The organism is Bacillus sp. FSL M7-0003 (assembly GCF_038628485.1).
GTDB lineage: Bacteria > Bacillota > Bacilli > Bacillales > Bacillaceae > Bacillus > Bacillus safensis.
In genome coordinates, this window is record NZ_CP152024.1 from 2,560,207 (window position 1) to 2,579,722 (window position 19,516).

General features: G+C 42.4%; 18 protein-coding genes and 1 other annotated feature. Of the genes, 1 reads left to right on the forward strand and 17 read right to left on the reverse strand.

From position 1 onward, the window contains the following. Nucleotides 1-7: 7 nt before the first annotated feature. The 3 genes from lrgA to MHI23_RS13155 all read right to left on the reverse strand — a co-directional run bounded on the left by lrgA (nt 8) and on the right by MHI23_RS13155 (nt 3,080). Nucleotides 8-451, reverse strand: coding sequence for an antiholin-like murein hydrolase modulator LrgA (gene lrgA, locus MHI23_RS13145; RefSeq protein WP_024425718.1), 444 nt, complete (start codon nt 449-451; stop codon nt 8-10). Nucleotides 452-588: 137 nt separating this feature from the next. After that, entirely contained in the window at nt 589-1,326 is a 738-nt protein-coding gene (locus tag MHI23_RS13150; protein WP_125587146.1) for a LytTR family transcriptional regulator DNA-binding domain-containing protein, read from the reverse strand. Continuing rightward, nucleotides 1,323-3,080, reverse strand: coding sequence for a sensor histidine kinase (locus MHI23_RS13155; protein WP_125587147.1), 1,758 nt, complete (start codon nt 3,078-3,080; stop codon nt 1,323-1,325). Before MHI23_RS13155 ends, MHI23_RS13150 begins: the two co-directional genes overlap by 4 nt. 176 nt (nt 3,081-3,256) lie before the next feature. On the opposite strand from MHI23_RS13155, the gene MHI23_RS13160 reads away from it, so the two are divergent. After that, nucleotides 3,257-4,036, forward strand: a complete 780-nt coding sequence (locus MHI23_RS13160) for an HAD family hydrolase (protein WP_024426132.1) — start codon at nt 3,257-3,259, stop codon at nt 4,034-4,036. Nucleotides 4,037-4,089: 53 nt separating this feature from the next. On the opposite strand, the gene MHI23_RS13165 is transcribed toward MHI23_RS13160, so the two are convergent. From MHI23_RS13165 to polA, 14 genes are all read right to left on the reverse strand, one after another. Beyond that, nucleotides 4,090-5,010, reverse strand: a complete 921-nt coding sequence (locus tag MHI23_RS13165; protein WP_342492002.1) for a methyl-accepting chemotaxis protein — start codon at nt 5,008-5,010, stop codon at nt 4,090-4,092. A gap of 156 nt (nt 5,011-5,166) precedes the next feature. Beyond that, nucleotides 5,167-7,107, reverse strand: a complete 1,941-nt coding sequence (gene thrS, locus MHI23_RS13170; protein ID WP_024426134.1) for a threonine--tRNA ligase — start codon at nt 7,105-7,107, stop codon at nt 5,167-5,169. A 45-nt stretch (nt 7,108-7,152) separates the two neighbouring features. Next, nucleotides 7,153-7,400 (reverse strand) — a binding site (T-box leader). Between the two features lie 43 nt (nt 7,401-7,443). Continuing rightward, nucleotides 7,444-8,313, reverse strand: coding sequence for a putative sporulation protein YtxC (ytxC, locus tag MHI23_RS13175; protein ID WP_125587149.1), 870 nt, complete (start codon nt 8,311-8,313; stop codon nt 7,444-7,446). A gap of 60 nt (nt 8,314-8,373) precedes the next feature. Further along, on the reverse strand, nt 8,374-9,012 hold the full coding sequence (locus MHI23_RS13180; RefSeq protein WP_125587150.1) for a TVP38/TMEM64 family protein: 639 nt from the start codon (nt 9,010-9,012) through the stop codon (nt 8,374-8,376). A gap of 33 nt (nt 9,013-9,045) precedes the next feature. After that, nucleotides 9,046-9,975 carry a primosomal protein DnaI gene (dnaI, locus tag MHI23_RS13185; protein WP_024425710.1) on the reverse strand — a complete coding sequence of 310 codons (930 nt, stop codon included), beginning with the start codon at nt 9,973-9,975 and terminating at the stop codon, nt 9,046-9,048. Between the two features lie 16 nt (nt 9,976-9,991). Beyond that, a complete protein-coding gene (locus MHI23_RS13190; RefSeq protein ID WP_342492476.1) occupies nt 9,992-11,416 on the reverse strand; it encodes a replication initiation and membrane attachment family protein in 1,425 nt (474 codons plus the stop codon). A 101-nt stretch (nt 11,417-11,517) separates the two neighbouring features. Then, nucleotides 11,518-11,976, reverse strand: coding sequence for a transcriptional regulator NrdR (gene nrdR / locus MHI23_RS13195; protein ID WP_003216720.1), 459 nt, complete (start codon nt 11,974-11,976; stop codon nt 11,518-11,520). 4 nt (nt 11,977-11,980) lie between these two features. Then, nucleotides 11,981-12,367: a hypothetical protein gene (locus tag MHI23_RS13200; protein WP_024425708.1), complete on the reverse strand. Its 387-nt coding sequence runs from the start codon at nt 12,365-12,367 to the stop codon at nt 11,981-11,983. Nucleotides 12,368-12,551: 184 nt separating this feature from the next. After that, on the reverse strand, nt 12,552-12,932 hold the full coding sequence (speD, locus tag MHI23_RS13205) for an adenosylmethionine decarboxylase (RefSeq protein ID WP_003216492.1): 381 nt from the start codon (nt 12,930-12,932) through the stop codon (nt 12,552-12,554). Between the two features lie 235 nt (nt 12,933-13,167). Further along, on the reverse strand, nt 13,168-14,190 hold the full coding sequence (locus MHI23_RS13210) for a glyceraldehyde-3-phosphate dehydrogenase (protein WP_024425707.1): 1,023 nt from the start codon (nt 14,188-14,190) through the stop codon (nt 13,168-13,170). 172 nt (nt 14,191-14,362) lie between these two features. Continuing rightward, nucleotides 14,363-14,968: a dephospho-CoA kinase gene (gene coaE, locus MHI23_RS13215; RefSeq protein ID WP_025092254.1), complete on the reverse strand. Its 606-nt coding sequence runs from the start codon at nt 14,966-14,968 to the stop codon at nt 14,363-14,365. A gap of 13 nt (nt 14,969-14,981) precedes the next feature. Then, nucleotides 14,982-15,614 carry a sporulation membrane protein YtaF gene (gene ytaF / locus MHI23_RS13220; RefSeq protein WP_025092255.1) on the reverse strand — a complete coding sequence of 211 codons (633 nt, stop codon included), beginning with the start codon at nt 15,612-15,614 and terminating at the stop codon, nt 14,982-14,984. A 174-nt stretch (nt 15,615-15,788) separates the two neighbouring features. After that, nucleotides 15,789-16,622, reverse strand: a complete 834-nt coding sequence (gene mutM / locus MHI23_RS13225; RefSeq protein WP_025092256.1) for a DNA-formamidopyrimidine glycosylase — start codon at nt 16,620-16,622, stop codon at nt 15,789-15,791. 27 nt (nt 16,623-16,649) lie between these two features. Continuing rightward, nucleotides 16,650-19,289 carry a DNA polymerase I gene (gene polA, locus MHI23_RS13230; RefSeq protein ID WP_285709274.1) on the reverse strand — a complete coding sequence of 880 codons (2,640 nt, stop codon included), beginning with the start codon at nt 19,287-19,289 and terminating at the stop codon, nt 16,650-16,652. Nucleotides 19,290-19,516: the final 227 nt, after the last annotated feature.

Consider the following 19,516-nt stretch of genomic DNA (forward strand, 5'->3'; position numbering starts at 1 on the left):
CTCTCCTTTAATGCGTACTTGAAGCTGGTTTATTTGAATGAGAAGGAGCAGATTTACTCTCCTTTGTCTCTTTACGTTTCTGCGGTCTTTCTGATAATTGCATGAGAAGCTGCGAAAACAGCCCTGTCGCTGCAAGTAGCATAATGGTTGCAATGATAATGACACCGACGACTTGCACACCCACTTCTTGCATGACACCTAATGATTGAATAACGGAGATCCCAGAGGGAACAAATAGAAAGCTAATGAGTCCTGTCAATGATGTACCTAATTGCTCCACCTGCTCTAGTTTGACGATTTTCGTTGTTAACAAAACAAATAATAGAACCAAACCAATGACGGATGCGGGCATCGGAATCGGTAAATACATTGAAATGAGATTAGAAACGAACATTACGGTTGCAAAAATAAATGCTTGAGATAGAAATCCATATACTTTCGTGGCACTCATGCCCCTTCACCTCTTTCTTTGACTGCCCTCAGTATAGGGCATGAAATAAATGAATGAAGCGTTTACAATAAAACTCGCTGGATTCAATGACTGAAATGCAAAAAACGAGTATTGAAATACAAACAAAAAAAGCCCTCCTACTCTAGCAGGAGCGACTTCTTTAATTCTTTCGCATATGTACGGCTGACAGGAATGATGGACCCGTCTGTCATATGCAGATTATACGTCGAATTAAACCACGGCTGTACTTCTTTCATATGAGAGGTATTCACGATATAGCTGCGATGAACCCTCATAAAGTAAGCCTCAGGAAGTTTCTTTTCAATGACCACAAGCGGTTCTGAGACCTCATACATGTGATTTTTTGTTTTCACGACCTTTTTCCCCTCGATAAGTCCTACATACATGATCTCTTCAACTTGCAGGATCACAATTGAGTCATCGACTGAGATCGCTAATTTTTGCTGGCGGGGCGCTTTCTCATCTGACAGCTGGTGCTCTTTCGTCTCAACAGATTTCCATTTTTTAAACTTCTGGATGGTCTGGAGCAGCCGCTCTTCATCAAATGGTTTTGTTAAGTAATCAAGCGCACTTACCTCAAACGCCTTCAGCGCATATTGATCAAAGGCTGTCGCAAATACAACCGCTGGCGGATCAGACATCCGGTTAAGCCTTTTGGCAATATCAAATCCGTTCTCACCAGATAAATCAATGTCTAAAAAGAGCAGATCCGGCTTATGGTCGACCATCCGGTCAAAAGCAGATTCTATATTTTCTGCTTCCTCTATTTGAACATCCTCTTTCGTTCTTCGTAATAAGTATTTTAATTCATCTCTTGCTAACACTTCATCATCTACGATTAATACTTTCATCAACGAGAATCATCCTTTTTTACATAGTCCATCGGAATGCGAAATGAGATGTCAGTGCCTTGGTCACTATGAATGGATAAAGCGGCTTGTCTGCCAAAAATTCCTCTTAACCGCTGATCTAAATTAAAAAGGGCCGTCCCTGTTCCTTCTAGTGATTTGACAGGCGCTTTTAATAGCTGAGCCATCTTATCATCTTCAATCCCCTGTCCATTATCTGTCACTTTCATATAAACATGCCCATCTTTCATCAAAGCGGATACGATGACTTCACAATTCGTTTGATGTTTAGGAAAAGCATGTCTCACTGCGTTTTCAACAAGCACCTGAAGCACAAAGGGCGGAATCATCACCTGCTCCAGCTCCTTTTCAATTTGAAAGGTCACATGGTACTTATTTGGAAACCTTGCTTGTTCGAGTGATAAATATGCCTCCACATGCTGAATCTCTTTATGCATTGGAATCAGCAGCTGGCGGGCACCTTGCATATTTGAACGAAAATAAATACTTAGCTGCAGCAGCAGCTTCCTTGCCATCTCCACATTGGTTCTGCATAAAACAGAGATGGTATTAATGGCGTTAAATAAAAAGTGCGGGTTCACTTGTGCTTGAAGTGCTTTAATTTCTGCATCTTTTAGCAGGCGGCTTTGAGTTTCCGCCTCCCCAAGCTCAAGCTGTGTGGAAAACAGCATCGCCAAACCTTCTGCAAGCTCCTCTTCCACCCTGCTTAATCCGACCGGAGAATTGAAATACATTTTTAACGTTCCAATCGTTTGACCGTTAGAAGTGAGCGGCAGCACGATTGCGGCTTCAAGAGGGCAATGGGCGACTGAACAATTGATTTCGTCCTTCGAATGTGCTTTCATAATCTTGCCGCTCATCAATACTTGTTTCGACAGCCCCGTAATCAAGCTTTTAGATGGAATATGATGATCTGTTCCATCTCCGACATGCGCTAAAATCTTTTCTGTGTCTGTTAAGGAGACCGCATCTGTTTCAGTCAACCGATGAATGATCTCCGCCACACTTTTACATGACTGTTCATTTAACCCTTGGCGGAAAAAAGGCAGTGTTTGATCGGCGATCGAAAATACACGATGTGTCTGCATCGCTTTTGCCTGCTCTTCTTGCCGAATGACTGACTGTAAAATAGATAAAAAGATAAAGCTGCCGATTCCATTCACAAAGATCATCGGCAAAGCGATGATACTGACAAGCCCCCATGCATCCGCAAATGGCTTTGCAAACAGAAGGATGATGATCATCTGTAATGATTCCATCGCTACACCAAAAAGGGCTGCTTGGCGAGGAGTCACCATTCGATTCCTCCGCTTAAACCTGCTGCCGACATAGCCTGCAATGACACCGGCTAAAATGGAAGAAATCGCACAGCTGAGCGCGGTGCTTCCCCCTAGGGTATAGCGATGGATTCCAGCTAAAAGCCCTGCGCCAATCCCTACAAACGGCCCCCCGATCAAACCACCCATTTCGATCCCCATAATTCTCGTATTGGCGATAGAGCTTGACGAGCCGAGATGATAAGAAAACTCATGATTCATGACAATTTGCTGCTGAATTTCAATTCCTGTGTAATTGCTGATAATACTAAAAGAAGCAAAAATGAAGACAAGGATTGCCTTTTTCCGAAACCCTTGATTATGTAGCAATAGATTGCGAAAGCCCTTCACATGAGCAAGCACAAATCCTAAAATAACGATGATCCCCACACGCTCGATCATCATGATAATTAAATGAAGCAAACCGGCCACCTCAAATGATGTATGTCATATCTACTGTCTTTCTATTCTATCATGTGCGGTCAATGATCAAAGATCTCTCAAATCTTTTCTTTATTGGCCCCTTCTTCTATTGTAAAATGAACTTGAGCCTGTCACTTGCAGTTGAAGGTAACACATACATAACAAGGGAGAAGATCATGAAAGCCGTATTTTTCGATTTAGATGATACTTTGCTTTGGGACGAAAAAAGCATTCATACAACTTTTCAAGAAACTTGCCGGGAAGCGGAAAAGAAATATGGACTTGATCCAGAATCGTTTGAACAGATTGTACGTGAAGAAGCAAGAAAGCTGTACTCTTCCTATGAAACATATGATTATACTGTCATGATCGGCATTAATCCTTTCGAAGGACTGTGGTCCAATTTTAGTGAACCGATTAGCGAAGGCTTTCAAAAGCTGAACGCCATTGCACCAGAGTATCGTAAAAACGCTTGGACCAACGGCTTAAAGACAGCGGGAATTGACGATGAGGCATTTGGACAATATTTGGCTGATTTCTTTGCAGCAGAACGCAGAAAACGCCCATATGTCTATGAAGAAACATACCCTGTTTTAAACCGCCTGAAAGGCAGCTACGAATTGCTCCTTTTAACAAACGGAGATCCTAGCCTTCAAAAGGAGAAACTGGCAGGTGTTCCTGAGCTTGCACCTTATTTTAACGAAATCGTGATTTCAGGAGATTACGGGAAAGGCAAACCTGACCCGGGTATCTTTGAGCACTGCCTTCAGCTGTTAAACTTAACAAAAGACGAAGTGATCATGGTTGGAGATAATCCGAAAACAGATATTCTCGGCGCATCTCGCGTTGGTATCCAAACCGTTTGGATCAATCGCCATGGCAAGAAAAATGAAACAGATGTGACGCCTGATTATGAAATCAAAGACTTACATGAATTGTTTGATATATTAAAATAGAACAAAAAAACACCCTTCTCCTGACGAGATTGGGTGTTTTTGTATTTTTAGAGCTATATGATTGCCGCTAGACTTTGCGCTTGCCGGTCTAAGCCGCGTGCTGCTTCTCCTACAACGATGAATTCCTCACTTGCCTGCTTTACAAGATCCCGGTTTGTAAACACGGTTGTCTTTGCCCGGCTTGTGCCGCTGCTGACTTTCTCTACTTCTGCATGGATCGCCTTCACATATTGATCTACCTTGACGATCGCTTCTTTTGAATTTGTCGCAAGCTTTCGAATCTCTGCTGCCACTACACTAAAGCCATTTCCATAGGAACCCGCATGTGCCGCTTCTATTGCTGCATTTAAGGAGAGCAGCTGGGTTTGTGAAGAAATGCTGTTGATGGTTGCCGCAATGGAGCTGATGGACTCTACCTGCTCCGTTAATCCTTTTAACAAGCTCATATTTTGATCGGTTTCGTTTGCTATATGATCAAAGGAGGCATTGACACTTTGACTATGCTGAATGCCAACTTCTGCTCGTTGCATTAATTTCGCAGACATCTCCTTTAGGTCTTCTACGACTTGCTTCATTGTATGTTCTCTTTCCGTAATATCTGTTGCCACTTTCACAACACCCACTACAGTTCCTTCTTCATCTTGAACAGGTGAATATGTCGCTTCAAGCCATAAGCTGCTGCCATTTTTTGTGATCCGCTGCACTTTTTCCTGAAAGACTTGACCTTCTCTCAAACGCTTCCAAAACATGTGATAGCTCGTGTGTTCTATAATATGTGGAGGACAGAACTGTCTATGTTTAAGACCGATCATCTCTTCTTTAGAATATCCCATGGCTTTTGCAAAAATATCGTTCACCCATAGAACTTCACCTGTCACATTAAATTCAATCATTGCCAGCGAGTGCTCTAATGCACGAAGAACAGCTGATTGCTCCAATACATGTGACAATAAATTGTTTGTTGTTTGCATCATCGCTTTCATTCCCCCAATTTGTCTCGAACCAATAGTACATACTTACCCTTACTTTTGTACTATCTAAACGTCTCTTTTTAGAAATTGGATCACTAGTGGAAGTGTTCTCCAAAAAGAAAAAGCCAGTGATCTAAAGAGAATCACTGGCTGTGCTTATTATTTCTTTGCTTCTGCTACTGCATGTTTCACAAAGGCTTCAAGATCCATTGTTTCTGAATCTTGTTCCCCGTATTTTCTTACATTGACAGCGCCATTTTCTGCTTCTTGATCTCCGACGACAAGCATGTACGGAATCTTTTGCATTTGCGCTTCTCTAATTTTGTACCCAATTTTTTCATCGCGGCTGTCAAGCTCTACACGAAGACCTTCAAGCTGCAAACGTTCTTGTACTTTTTTCGCATAGTCTAAATGAACAGACGGTGAAACTGGGATGACTTGAAATTGTACAGGTGCCAGCCATGTTGGAAGGGCTCCTTTGTATTCTTCAATTAAGAAGGCAACGAAGCGTTCCATTGTAGAAACAACGCCTCTATGAATCACGACTGGACGATGGTGTTTTCCATCTTCTCCGATATATGTGAGATCAAAGCGTTCTGGAAGTAAGAAATCAAGCTGTACAGTGGATAATGTCTCTTCTTTTCCAAGAGCTGTCTTCACTTGTACATCAAGCTTCGGCCCATAAAATGCCGCTTCGCCTTCTGCTTCATAGTAGTCGTGACCAAGCTCGTCCATTGCATCCTTCAGCATCGATTGTGCTTTATTCCACATCGCATCGTCATCGAAATACTTCTCAGTATCTTCTGGATCACGATAAGACAAGCGGAATGTGTAGTCATTCAAGCCAAAGTCTTGATACACTTCTTCAATTAAACGAACTGTACGGATGAACTCGTCTTTGATTTGATCTGGACGAACAAAGATGTGTGCATCGTTTAATGTCATACCGCGAACACGCTGAAGGCCGGATAAGGCACCTGACATTTCATAGCGGTGCATTGTACCAAGCTCTGCAATACGAATTGGCAATTCGCGATAGCTGTGCGGCTCGTTTTTGTAAATCATCATATGGTGCGGACAGTTCATCGGACGAAGAACAAGATCTTCGTTGTCCATTTCCATTACTGGGAACATGTCTTCTTGATAATGCGCCCAGTGTCCTGATGTTTTATACAATTCAACACTTGCAAGAACTGGTGTGTACACATGTTCATAGCCAAGACGCACTTCTTTATCGACAATATAACGCTCAATGACGCGGCGGATTGTAGCGCCTTTTGGCAGCCAAAGCGGAAGTCCTTGACCAACCTTTTGGGAATTCGCAAACAGTTTCAGCTCTTTTCCAAGCTTACGGTGATCGCGCTCTTTCGCTTCTTCCAGCAGACGTAAGTGCTCATTTAAATCTTCTTTGCTGAAGAAAGCTGTTCCGTAAATACGCTGAAGCATTTGGTTGTTACTGTCACCTCTCCAGTATGCACCGGCAAGGCTTAACAATTTAAACTCTTTGATTTTCCCTGTAGACGGCAAGTGAATCCCGCGGCAGAGGTCAAAGAATTCACCCTGCTCATAAATTGTCACAGCTTCACCTTCTGGAATCGCCTCTAACAGCTCAAGCTTCAATTCATCACCAATCGCTTCAAAGCGCTTTTTCGCTTCTTCTCTTGATACTTCAATTCGCTCAATTGGTAGATTGCTGTTAATGATTTTCTTCATTTCTTTTTCAATCTTTGGTAAGTCTTCAGGTGTGATGGCAACATCGATGTCTACATCGTAGTAGAAGCCATTTTCGATGACAGGACCTACGCCAAACTGAACGTGATGCTCTTTTCCATACAGACGTTTGATCGCCTGCGCTAGCAAATGAGCTGTGCTGTGGCGCATAATGTCGAGTGCTTCTTCACTTTTATCCGTGATGATCTCGATTGTTCCACTTTCTAATAGCGGCGTACGCAGATCTATTTCTTTACCGTTCAATTTACCGGCAAGTGCTTTTTTCTTTAGGCCCGGGCTAATTGATGCCGCGATGTCTTCTGTTGTAGCTGTTTTGTCAAACTCCTTGACTGCTCCATCTGGAAATGTAAGTTGAATTTGTTCTGACATCTCTGGTCACTCCTTTTTTTGGCAATATAAAAACCCCGCCCCCTGGAAAGGGACGAGGTTGAATAAACGGAATCGTGGTTCCACCCTTTTTCCCGTATTTGCAGCTTGCTTTTTCATAAGCAAATACGGCTTGCGGTTCGATAACGGGAATTCCCGTCAGCCATTACTAAAAAGTTCACAGCTGATGTTCAAAGGTGGTAAAGCAAATGGTCCTCTGCTAGGAAGCTTTCAGCCGCGGCTTCCCTCTCTTTAAGCGGGTGTTCATTTGTTCATGTCCTTATCAATACGGTCTCTGTATGAAGTTACACCGTATTATAAAACGTTTTTTCGTGAAAATCAAGAAAGCTTTTCACTTTTCTTGTTGAAATGAGCATGTACAAATTGAACATTCTGCTCTTGGAATGAATGAGACGGGAACACCTCGACCCTTTCTTGAAAAATATTTTGAATGGTTTGCACCATCGAGTGACCTGTATCATTTGTAAATAGGTCAATTTTTTGCGGTGCAATGGAGACAAGCGGTGCAATCAGCTGCGAATCAATATACATTGGATGCTCTCTTACAAACTGTCTGTCTATGTATTGTTTTTGATCACGCTCAGAAGCGTAGCGAAATTCCCAAATCACCAGGCGTTCCTGATGCACAACATGTACTTTTTCGAGCCTAGGCTCTCTTGCCATCACATAGTCTCGAAGCGATTGAATGAAGTTTTGATACTCCTGCTCCATTTTGTATTCTTCAATGGACACTTCAACATAGTTCTTCAGCCTTCGGTCATACTCTGACAGCCTAAATGTCATAAATGAACCAATTGAAAAAACGCCTTGCTGTAAAGAAATCGCCTCAAGCTCCTTTTTTAAAAGGGCTTCTCTTGACGGGTCTTGCTGAATGCCGGGAATATCATCTAAATCCCCGTTCATGATACTGTGTGCGATGGAAAGAATTTGGTGCTGCTCTTCAGGATCTTTAAACAAATAGGTGTTTTCAAGGATGCTGCGCATGCGCTCATTTTCTTTGCATTCCAAAAAAAAGTGAACCAATAATGGCCGCACAATGTGCTCAAGTGCTTCTTCGGATTCCTTCGCCTCTATGAGAAGCCGGTCTTTCCCTTGTTGAATTGACATGTGATGCCGACTGTCTAAGTGTTCAGCAAGATGTAAAAAAGCGGCGGTATCATATTCATCTTCAAAGATTATTTCAAGCATGTTTGTCCCCCCTAACGACATCTGTTACATATATATGGGGGGAACATAAAAAATAGACGCCTAAAATAAATCAGGCATCTTTCTTTTTAAAATGAGTGGAACAGAGATAAAGATTAAATAAATCAAACAAACAACCACTAAGGCGGCATAATTGCCGCTGACAAAGCTTGAGCCGAGAACATTTAACGCAATTGTCCCCGGTATTAAGCCTAAAAAGGTGGCTGCCACAAATGCACGATAATTTGCACGTGAAGCAGCTGCCGCATAGCTGACAAAATCAAAGTGAATCGGTGCAATACGCAATAACAAAATATAAAGAAATCCATGCTCCTGAATGCGGGACGTCACCGCTTTCAGCTTTCGGCTGTTTGATTCTGTTTCCTTCTTTTTTGCACGAAAGGTTGAAGCAATCATGAAAGAGCCTGTTGCCCCGGCTGTCGCTCCAATGAGGGCATAAATCGTCCCAAGGACACTGCCGAATGCCAAACCTGCCGCCAACGAAAAGACGGTAATCGGGACGAGAACAAACGGGCGAAAAAGAGATAAGAAAAGAAAAACAAAGGGAGCCAGCATCCCAAATTGAAGCACCCAATTCTTCACATCTTTCGGCGCCAGCTGAAGATGCTGTTTATTCAGCCACCACAGCGCAGCAGCAAAAATGCCAATCCCAAGAAAAAGCAGCCATTTTCTTTTGTTCATTTCATTTGCTCCTCCTTCAGGTGACATACGTTTTTATAAATGACGGCGGTTTTCTCCTTCGAGCAACACTGGCTCTGCTAAATAGAGAATCCGTTCCATTAAACGAGCGGCTTTGACCTCTTCTTTTTCTCCCCGCTGTGAGTACGTAAAGTGATGCTTCAGCTCGTTTGGTGAGAAATTAGAAGAGAAAAATGTCGGCAGCTGCTCTGCCATACGGTATTGTAAGATCGTACCGAGCAGTTCATCCCGCACCCAGCTTGTCATCGATTCTGCCCCAATATCATCAAGCATTAAAATAGGAGTGGACTTGACCATATTCAGCTTTTCTTCTAGCGTATGATCGGCTAATGAATTTTTTAACTCTCTTACAAATTCAGGCACGTAAACAAGGAGAGATGGGTATTCTTTCTCCGCTAGCTGCTGCGCAATAGCTGCTAGTATATACGTTTTTCCTACTCCAAACTTTCCGTGTAAATACAAGCCTTTTCCTTTTCCAGTCTCATCATAGCTTTGGAGGAATTGACCTACTTTTTGAATGACCTCTTGTCTTCCCACAACGTTCAGATCAGCGAACGTCGCTTGAAGGACATTTTGCGGAATATACATGCTTTTCATCAGCTCTTGCTGTTTCTTCTGTCTATCGAGCCGCAGCTTGACTGGACAAGGGGAATATTCAATATCAATACTCTGACCTTTGATCACAAGCTTCGGGTGATACCCATCTAAAATCGCATTAACGTTTTCGTCATCTAAGCAGTAAGAGCAGCCCTTCGACTGCTGCACATATTCAAAGAGCCGGTTCAAGCTGCGATTGATCATGTCTTCATGTATCTCTTCTTGATGCTTCTGTAAAAAAGCCTTCACATCTTCATCAGATAACACACTTTCCTTAATCTGATTGTATCTCACACGAAAATCTACTCGTCCTTTTAGCTGTTCAAATGAACGACCGATCGGTTTCATCCCATCTCACCTCACCTTAATGTGCATTGTACTTTTTCATATTTTTAAACTGATCTAACAGTTTTTCTTTTTCTCGTTCGAGGTCTTCTGTAGACAGATTGTCCGTTTTCTCTTTTGCCGGCTGTTCTTTTGTTTCAGTTTCTTTCATCCAGTCAGGCAGTTTCTCTTCCCTGACGACTTTTCCTGTACCATATGGGCTGCGCTGCTTTTTCTGCTGCGCCCACTCTGTCATTTGTCTGTTCTCTTCTTTAGCAATTTTCATGGCAGCTGCTACGGTTTTGATTTTCTTTCTCACCCAATGAGCGGCGATTTTTTGCATATATGTTTTTGACAGCTTCATATCTGTTTTAAGTAATGTATAGTAGATGAGAACATTCATGACACCTGGCTCTAGCTGCTGCTCGAGCATGATATCTTCGACAATTCTTAAGTCGGCATACGTTGGCTCAATGCCATCTGCCATGTCTTTTAGCAGCTCTCTAGGCGAAATATGATCCAGTTTTTCAATCAATTTTGCATCTGGAGTATCCGCTGCCGGCGTCTTTGAAGCATCTTGTCGCAAGTGTCTTGGCTGTTTTTGATCAATCAGCTTTGGCTGTTCGCCTCTGTATTCAATTTGGTACCAGTCTCTTGCTGCTTTTCTCAGCTCTTCTGTTGAGATCATTTGATCAGAACCGCATGCACCTGCTACAATATTTTGCATTTGAAGCGGGGTGATGCCGTATACAACAGCTAACTTCTTAATTGTTTCTTTTACCTGCTTTGTCAAAGCCTTCCTTGGAATCATCATGTCAGACATACCGGCTAATAATAGATCGAAATCAAAGGATTCGTCTGAGAGCGGTGCCGGCTGACTCGATCCAACGGTCACATATTCATAGCCTTGCTCAAGCGATGACGCCTGATGAATTTCTTCTGTCATCTTGCGCTCGCCTGGCTGCAATACGTGAAAGACTTCTTCAAACGACCGTGAAATGTTCTTTGCTTCTGCAGGAACACCTGGATAAGAGAAATAATCACGCAGCTGCATATATTTTGCTTTCTCTACACGATGGTACAGCAAAACATTCAGCATACCATCTTGGAAAAACTCATCCGGTCTTAGCGGCGGTACAAGCTCATATGTAAACAGTCTGCCTTCTTCCGTTTCCTGTTCATATGTGCGGAGTAAGCCGATCGCTTCAAGCTTTAAACGTTCCTCAAAAATATCATTTAAATTCGTCTGCAGCATGACCATGAGCTGCCGATGAGGTGCAGGTTTCCCCCACATACGATTTTGTTCCAGCTCACCCCACAGCGTCATGTATAAGCTGAAAGCGGACATGCCAATAAGCGGCTGATATAAAAGAGTGATGAGCTGTCTATCGATGTCACCGAGCAATGAAGCGCTTTTGACGACATACGGATCGACGGCTAGCACTTCCTTCCAATGCTCTGTCATATGCTGATCCTCCCCATGAATTGCGATTGTTTCCATTGTACACTCTTTTTACGTTTTACGCTTTACGCAGGAAAAAGAGCATGAAGAATCTCCAGCTCTTTTTAGCGTTCTTTCTTTAATAGATCTTTTAATTCATCAATAAAGACATTGATGTCTTTAAACTGCCGGTAAACCGAGGCAAACCTGACGTAAGACACTTCATCAATTTTCGCCAGCTCGTCCATGACCATTTCACCTACAAGCTCGCTTTTCACCTCTGACATGCCTTGATTGCGCAGTTCTTTTTCGATATTAAAGCAGACATCCTCCAGCTGCTTTAAAGCGACAGGACGCTTTTCACACGCTTTGATGAGTCCTCTCAGCATTTTTTCCCGGCTGAATTCTTCTCGAATCCCTTCTTTTTTCACCACAATCAGCGGTAATTCTTCTAATTTTTCAAACGTCGTAAAGCGATATTGGCAGCTTTCGCACTCTCTTCTACGACGGATGGATTTCCCTTCATCTACTGGTCTTGAATCAAGCACCCTTGTGCCAAGGTGCTGACATGTGGGACATTTCATTTCATCAGCTCCGATCTATTCTTGGAAGTTGTTTGTCTAGTTCATCATAAAGGGACAGAACGGTCTTTTGACTATAGCCGAAATCTGTTGGCAGGGCCGTTTCTGTTGTCACATTAAAATCGACAGCTGTTTCAAAAGGACGAATTGAAATGACAGTCGCCACGAGAAAGGCTTTTTTCGGCAATCGTATGTTTGCGCTGATTTCACCTCGTTCTGCTGAAACAGATGTCACTTGATAAGAATCGCTTCGGGAAAGAATGGTTTCCACCGCTTGAAAAACTTGTGCATTCGTCGATTTGTAGTAATGGCTTTTCAGTTCTGACACTGGATGCTCGTCAGATGTTTCTGTATGGTTTGACATGAATCGCTTAAACTTTTGTCTTAAAGTCATACACGTATCCCCTTTGCCATAATGCCTCTTTCTTTATTTTATAAAAAAAACCTTTGTTTTCCTAGAACAAAAGTATAGACAAGCTGGGGAATGTTGGATTTTTTATCAAAAAAAATATAAAAAGGAGCATAACACAAAGGCATTCAATGCTTTTGGCCAGCTCCCATTGCAATCTTTTTTATGTTTACAGTGCTTTGGCTTGTGCCTGTTTTACTTGTACAGGTCCCATGCCTCGAGGAATTTCGATGTTTTCTCTTGTTTCAGCACCTAATTCATCTCCGATATGATCTGCTGCAATATTCGGATCTAGGTCACCGCAAGTATAAACATCTATGCTCGCATAACCATGTTCAGGAAAGCTGTGAATTGTCAGATGAGATTCAGAAATAATGACAACTCCACTTACTCCTTGAGGTGCAAATTTGTGAAAAGCAACCTCTCTTACCTCAGCTCCTGATTTCAAAGCTGCATTTACAAACGTTTTTTCAATAAAATCCATGTCGTTCAGTTTATCACAGTCGCATCCCCATAGCTCGGAGATAACGTGACGTCCGATTGTTTCCATCATGGACCCCCCTTTAAACAAGAATGAAAGAGTGAAGTTCTAAGCAGCCGGACCGGACATATACCACGGGGGAAAGTTAGTCCTAAGAGGTCCTAACCCTTTAAGTATACCCGAATGAGTCTGCGAACAAGAAGTTCACGAAAAATAGTATACTTTGTTTAGACCCATTTTGCAAGCTGTGTTTTTAGTGGGATTTTCTCTCATTTCTTGAAAAGGGACGATCGTCTTCTTCATTTCAAACAGCAGACAGCTCTTTCATCTGTGCGCCGACAAACTTTACAAGGTCAACCACTCGGCATGAATAACCCCATTCATTGTCATACCATGCAAGAACTTTCACTTTTCTCCCTTCCATTACCATCGTTGTCAGTCCATCAACGACTGCTGAATAAGGGTTTGTGTTAAAGTCCGTAGAGACAAGCGGCTCATCTGTGTAATCTAAAATACCGGCAAGAGATGTTTTAGATGCATTCGAGAAGGCTGCATTGACTTCTTCTGCTGTCACATCTTTTTTCAAGTCAACGACAAGATCAACCATCGACACATTGGAAACTGGTACGCGAAGTGCAAGTCCATGTAATTTCCCTTTCATGTGCGGAAGCACTAAAGAAAGCGCTTTAGCGGCACCCGTCGTAGTTGGAATAATGGACTGAGCACATGCTCTCGCCCGGCGCAGATCCTTATGCGGGTTATCGATATTTTTTTGATCATTTGTATAAGCATGAACCGTTGTCATTAAACCATTGTCGATGCCAAATTCATCATCTAACAGTTTCACAACTGGTGCTAAACAGTTTGTTGTACAAGATGCGTTTGAAATAATGACGTGCTTTTCAGGATCAAGATCATCCTCATTGACACCCATCACAATCGTAATGTCTTCATTTTTACCTGGAGCTGTTAGAACGACTTTTTTCGCTCCGGCATCTATATGGCCCATCGCTTGATCTTTTGAATTAAATTTACCTGTTGCTTCAATGACGATATCAATCCCAAGCTCTCCCCATGGAAGCTGCTTTGGGTCTCTATTATTAAGCAAAAGAACTCTTTTGCCATTCACAATCAAGGCGTCATCTTCTGCTGTCACATCACATTCGTAACGTCCATGATTTGTATCATATTTAATTAAATGTGCTAGCGTTTCGGCAGGATAGCTTGCGTTCACCGCTACAATTTGAATTTGATCATCAAGCATTGCTTTTCTGAAGACCATGCGTCCAATTCTGCCAAACCCATTGATCGCTGCTTTTACCTTCATGAACAGGTCACTCCTCTATTATGTGTTATACTCAATAAATTTATTTATGAAATTAGTATATCACATTAGAATGTAATTGCCAGTATATAAACGTATATTTTCTAAAAAGGGCTGTTCTTTTCAAAGGAAATCAGAATAAAGCATAAAAAAAGAAGAGTACGTGTATGTACTCTTACTTATCTGTATGTTCCCATTCATTTAATATGTTCTGCAATTGCTTTCTAATAAACGCGAGATCTTGTGTGTTCTCTATCACGCGGTCTGCTTTTTTACATTTCTCCTCAAGAGGCTGCTGAGAGTGAATACGATTCAGCGCTTCTTCCTCGCTAAGGTCATTTCGATTCATGAGCCGCGACAGCTGCAATTCGGGCGTTGTATACACCACAATGATGCGGTCGACGAGGCTTTCCAGCTGACTTTCAAATAAAAGCGGGATATCGAGGACAACGAAGGTTTCCTTCTGACTAACCCCTTCATCTCGCTGTTTGAGCATTTCTTTTCTCACTTCAGGATGAACAATCGCATTCAGCTGCTTTCTTTTCTCTTCATCAGAAAAAATGATGGCTCCAAGCTGCTGCCGGTTCAGCTCCCCATTTGGCAGGAGAACATCCTCACCAAAGGCTTGAACGATTTGTTGAAGAGCTGGTGTACCTTTAGCAACCGCTTCTTTTGCAATGACATCTGCGTCCACGACCCTGATGCCCTGCTCTTTTATCATTTGCGAGACGGTGCTTTTTCCACTAGCAATCCCGCCTGTTAATCCAATGACAAGCGTCAATTGATTTCCTCCTTTACAGCTTCCACACCCCAATTAAAATGAGCAGAAGCCCTGGTAAGCATGCAAGTTTATCGATCCAGCGCCAATTGGCCAAGTAATGACCGGCACGGAGCCCGATACACACAAAGAGTGAGCTCATCACGGCCACAGTGATACTCATGACAATTGGAGAAAAGCCTAGAATCGCAGCGCCAATCCCTGCGCCAAATGCATCAATGGATAAAGCAATCCCAAGAAGCACCGCTTCCATTCCATTGATCGTCCCAGAACGGTCAATATCTGCACTTGTCGGCTTTCGCAAAATTTGAATGACAAGACCAAGCGATTGCACTTCCACATTAAGCAATGTCTTTTCATGAAGAAGCAAATCACGCTCTTTCGCTGGTTTGTAAAATTGATAAAGGACCCAAAGTCCAATGGCGATCAAAATGCCTCCACCAAGTTTATCTGTCACTGAGACAGGGAGGAATGTCGTCAGCAGGCTGCCAATCAGCATGGAAATGAGCAGCACAATCCCTGAACAGCATGCAATAATGACAATCGCTTTAAATGGAATCTTCATTTTACGAAGGCCATACGTAAAGCCTACAGAAAAGCTGTCAATACTGACTGCAATAGCTAAAAACAGGAGCGAAATCGAAATCATACCTGAACTCTTCCTTTCTGTTCATGCAACGATGATCAAGAGTCTCTAGGCGTCCTTAGACTCTTCTTCACTATATGAAGAGCAGGTGGGCTGTGTGTCAGTCTACACCTTGCTGAAAAATGAATGTTTTTTATCGTATGCACAGCAAAAAGGAAGCATGCTGATGGCTGATTTTTATTGAGGATGTTTTTGGCAGGTTACACAAAAATGAGTGCCACGCCCTCCGACTACTGTTTTCTCAATGATGCTTCCGCATGTTTGACAAGGCTCTCCCCGCCGGTCATACACAAGAAGCTGCAGCTGAAATGTTCCAATATCACCTTGTGAATTGATATATGATCGAATCGTGCTGCCTCCTGCATCTACCGCCACTTGAAGTGTATCGATAATATGCCTGTGAAGCACTTTACAGGATTCAAGGCTGAGCTGATTCGCTTTTGTTTCTGGATGAATGCCCGCTTTAAACAAAACCTCATCTACATAAATATTACCTAGTCCCACGACAATCTTTTGATCAAGCAGCGCTGTTTTGACCACACGGGATGTTTTTTTCAATTGCTCCCATAAATATTCCGGAGTGAATTGATCATCAAAAGGCTCATATCCCAGCTGTGAGAGCGGGAGTTCCTTTTCTTCTTCACCCGGCTGAAATAAATGCATCGTGCCAAATTTACGCACATCATGATACCGAAGCTCAGTACCGTCTGTAAACGTAAAGACAACGTGGACATGTTTATCGTATGGCTCATGCGCTTCATGTACACGGTATTTCCCTTCCATCCTTAAATGGGAGACCATCACGTAATGGTCTAAATGAAAGAGCAGGAACTTCCCTCTTCTTTCAATGGTTTGTATCGTTTCTCCTACCATCCTTCTTGCGAACTCTTCCGGCTCCCCAGGACGTTTGATGATATTTGGCCATTTAATATCGACCGTTTCAATCGTTTTTCCTTCGACTAACCGCTTGAGTGTGCGCCGGACGGTTTCAACTTCTGGTAATTCCGGCATGCTCCTCGCTCCTTTTTCTCTCTCTAATTATTTTGCGTCGTACCAAGATGGGCCTGAAGCAAAATCAACTTTTAGCGGCACATCTAGCTGAAGTGCATTTTCCATGACTTCAGGGACAATTTTTTCAAGTATGGCAATTTCTTCTTTCGGTGCTTCAAAGATCAATTCATCATGCACCTGTAATAAAAGATTTGCCTGCAAGTTTTCTTCTTTTAACTTTCGCGCCATATCAATCATGGCTTTTTTAATAATATCAGCTGCACTTCCTTGGATCGGTGTGTTCATGGCTGTTCGTTCGGCAAAGCTTTTGATATTAAAATTACGGCTTGTGATATCCGGGATATACCTTCTGCGTTTGAGAAGCGTCGTGACATATCCTTTTTGTTTCGCTTCCTGCACGATCTCTTCCATATAGGTTTTCACGCCTTTAAAGCTTGTTAAATAGCGTTCGATAAAGGCAGCTGCTTCTTTTCTTGTGATCCCAAGATTTTGAGATAATCCATAGTCACTGATTCCATATACAATTCCGAAGTTGACTGCCTTGGCTTGTCTTCTCATAGAGGAAGTCACTTCTTCTTCTGAGACATGGAACACGTCCATCGCTGTCTTTGTGTGAATATCCATATCTTGCGTAAACGCTTCGATCAAATTCTCGTCCTGAGAAATATGAGCGAGTACACGCAGCTCAATTTGAGAATAGTCAGCAGCAAACATGAGCCAGCCTTCTTTTGAAGGGACGAATGCTTGACGAATCTTTCGTCCTTCCTCTAAACGAATCGGGATATTTTGAAGGTTTGGATCTGTTGAGCTTAGTCTTCCTGTTTGCGTGAGCGCTTGATTAAATCGTGTATGCACTTTATGGGTATCCTTGCGCGTTACTTTCATTAAGCCTTCCACATAGGTCGATTGGAGCTTTCCAATTTGGCGGTAATGCAGAATGGACCGAATGATCTCGTGCTTATCTTCAAGCTTTTCAAGAACATCCGCAGATGTCGAATAGCCCGTCTTTGTCTTTTTAATAATCGGCAGGCCTAATTTTTCAAAAAGAATCACGCCAAGCTGTTTAGGAGAATTGATGTTAAACGTTTCACCTGCTAAGCGGTGAATGGTTTCTTCATATTCTTTCAGCTTTTTCGTTAACTCTTCACCCATCTTCTCTAGGCGCTCAATATCTACCTTTACGCCAAGGGATTCCATTTCACCTAAGATGAGGGCAAGCGGCAGCTCTAAGTCTTCATATAGTTCATGCTGATCATTTTTTTCTAGCGCTTCAAGTGTTAAATCATGCAGAGCAGAGATCGCCGCTGCTTTTCGTCCAAGATGTTCCTTCAGTTCATCTTCAGGTGGAATCGCCTGCTTTGCTCCTTTTCCGTACACTTTTTCATCAGAAAGAGCGATGTTAAGACCATATTCCTTCGCCACACTTGCAACGTCCTCATACGATTTCTGAGGGTTGACGACATAGGAAGCGAGCAGAACATCGTTATCGACACCTTTTAGATCGACATCATGCCATCTGAGGGCGACAACTGCTCTTTTTGAATCAAAGACCCATTTCTTCTTCGTTTCATCCTGTACCCATTGTTTAAATGCATCTGATTGAAGCGCATCTTCTTTCGTGATAAAAAACGCACCATTTTCATTATGGATCGCAAAACCAATCAAATCTGCTTCATGATAATTATCTCCAAGCTGTTCTACCACAAGGGCGGCATGATCTGTCAGCATCTCATCCGTTACTTCGGTCATTTTTTTCACTTCTAATGCTTCTACTTCGACCTGTTCACCTGTTTCTGGTGCTTCTCCTAGACGTTCTAGCAGCGTTTGAAAGCCTAGTTCTTTATAAAGAGAGATCACTTGATCCATATGAGGACCTTCATATGCGAGATCCTTGCTTGATACATCAATTGGCGCTTCTACAAGAATCGTTGCGAGTTTTTTACTCATCACTGCCTGCTCTTTATATTCTTCAAGCTTTTCTTTGAGTTTTTTCCCGCTGACTTCGTCAATATGTTCAAGCAGGTTTTCAACCGTTTCAAACTGCTTTAACAATTTAATCGCTGTTTTTTCACCTACACCTGGCACCCCTGGGATATTATCTGAGGAATCTCCCATCAAACCTTTCATATCGATGATTTGATCTGGGCGCAGGCCATATTTCTCTTCAATATGAGCCGGTGTGTAATATTCTACTTCTGTAATGCCTTTTTTCGTAATTGCTACCGTCGTACGGTCTGTTGAGAGCTGCGTTAAGTCCTTATCTCCTGAGAAAATTTTGACTTCAAAGCCGTCTTTTTCTGCCTCCACAGCCAATGTCCCGATAATATCGTCTGCCTCGTATTGAGGAAGCTCGTACCTTTTTACCTGATAGGCATCTAATAGTTCACGGATGAACGGCATTTGTTCTGATAGCTCTGGCGGCGTTTTTTGTCTTCCGCCTTTATATTCTTTAAATGTCTCGTGGCGGAACGTTGTTTTTCCCGCATCAAATGCGACAAGCATATGGGTTGGCTTCTCGTCCTCGAGCATCTTCATTAAGATCATCGCAAAGCCATAAATGGCATTTGTGTGGATGCCTTTATCATTTGATAATAGCGGCAATGCAAAAAAGGCTCGATATGCGAGACTGTTTCCATCCACTAGTACTAATTTCTTTTTGTCTGTCATGTTTTAATCCTCCATCGGCTGAGCCATTTCAGCCGTCTCTTTCACACATTGTATTATCATTTTATCAAAGTTTATTTTGAAAAGAAAATAGTCGAACCTGCATAAAAAAAGGGACGAAAACAACAAGTGTTTTCGTCCTTACAAAATTGGCTCCTTGGATGAAGGGGTTCCTATTCATCCTACCAATGATTGTTTAACTAAACATGAATCCATTGTAAAGATCATGT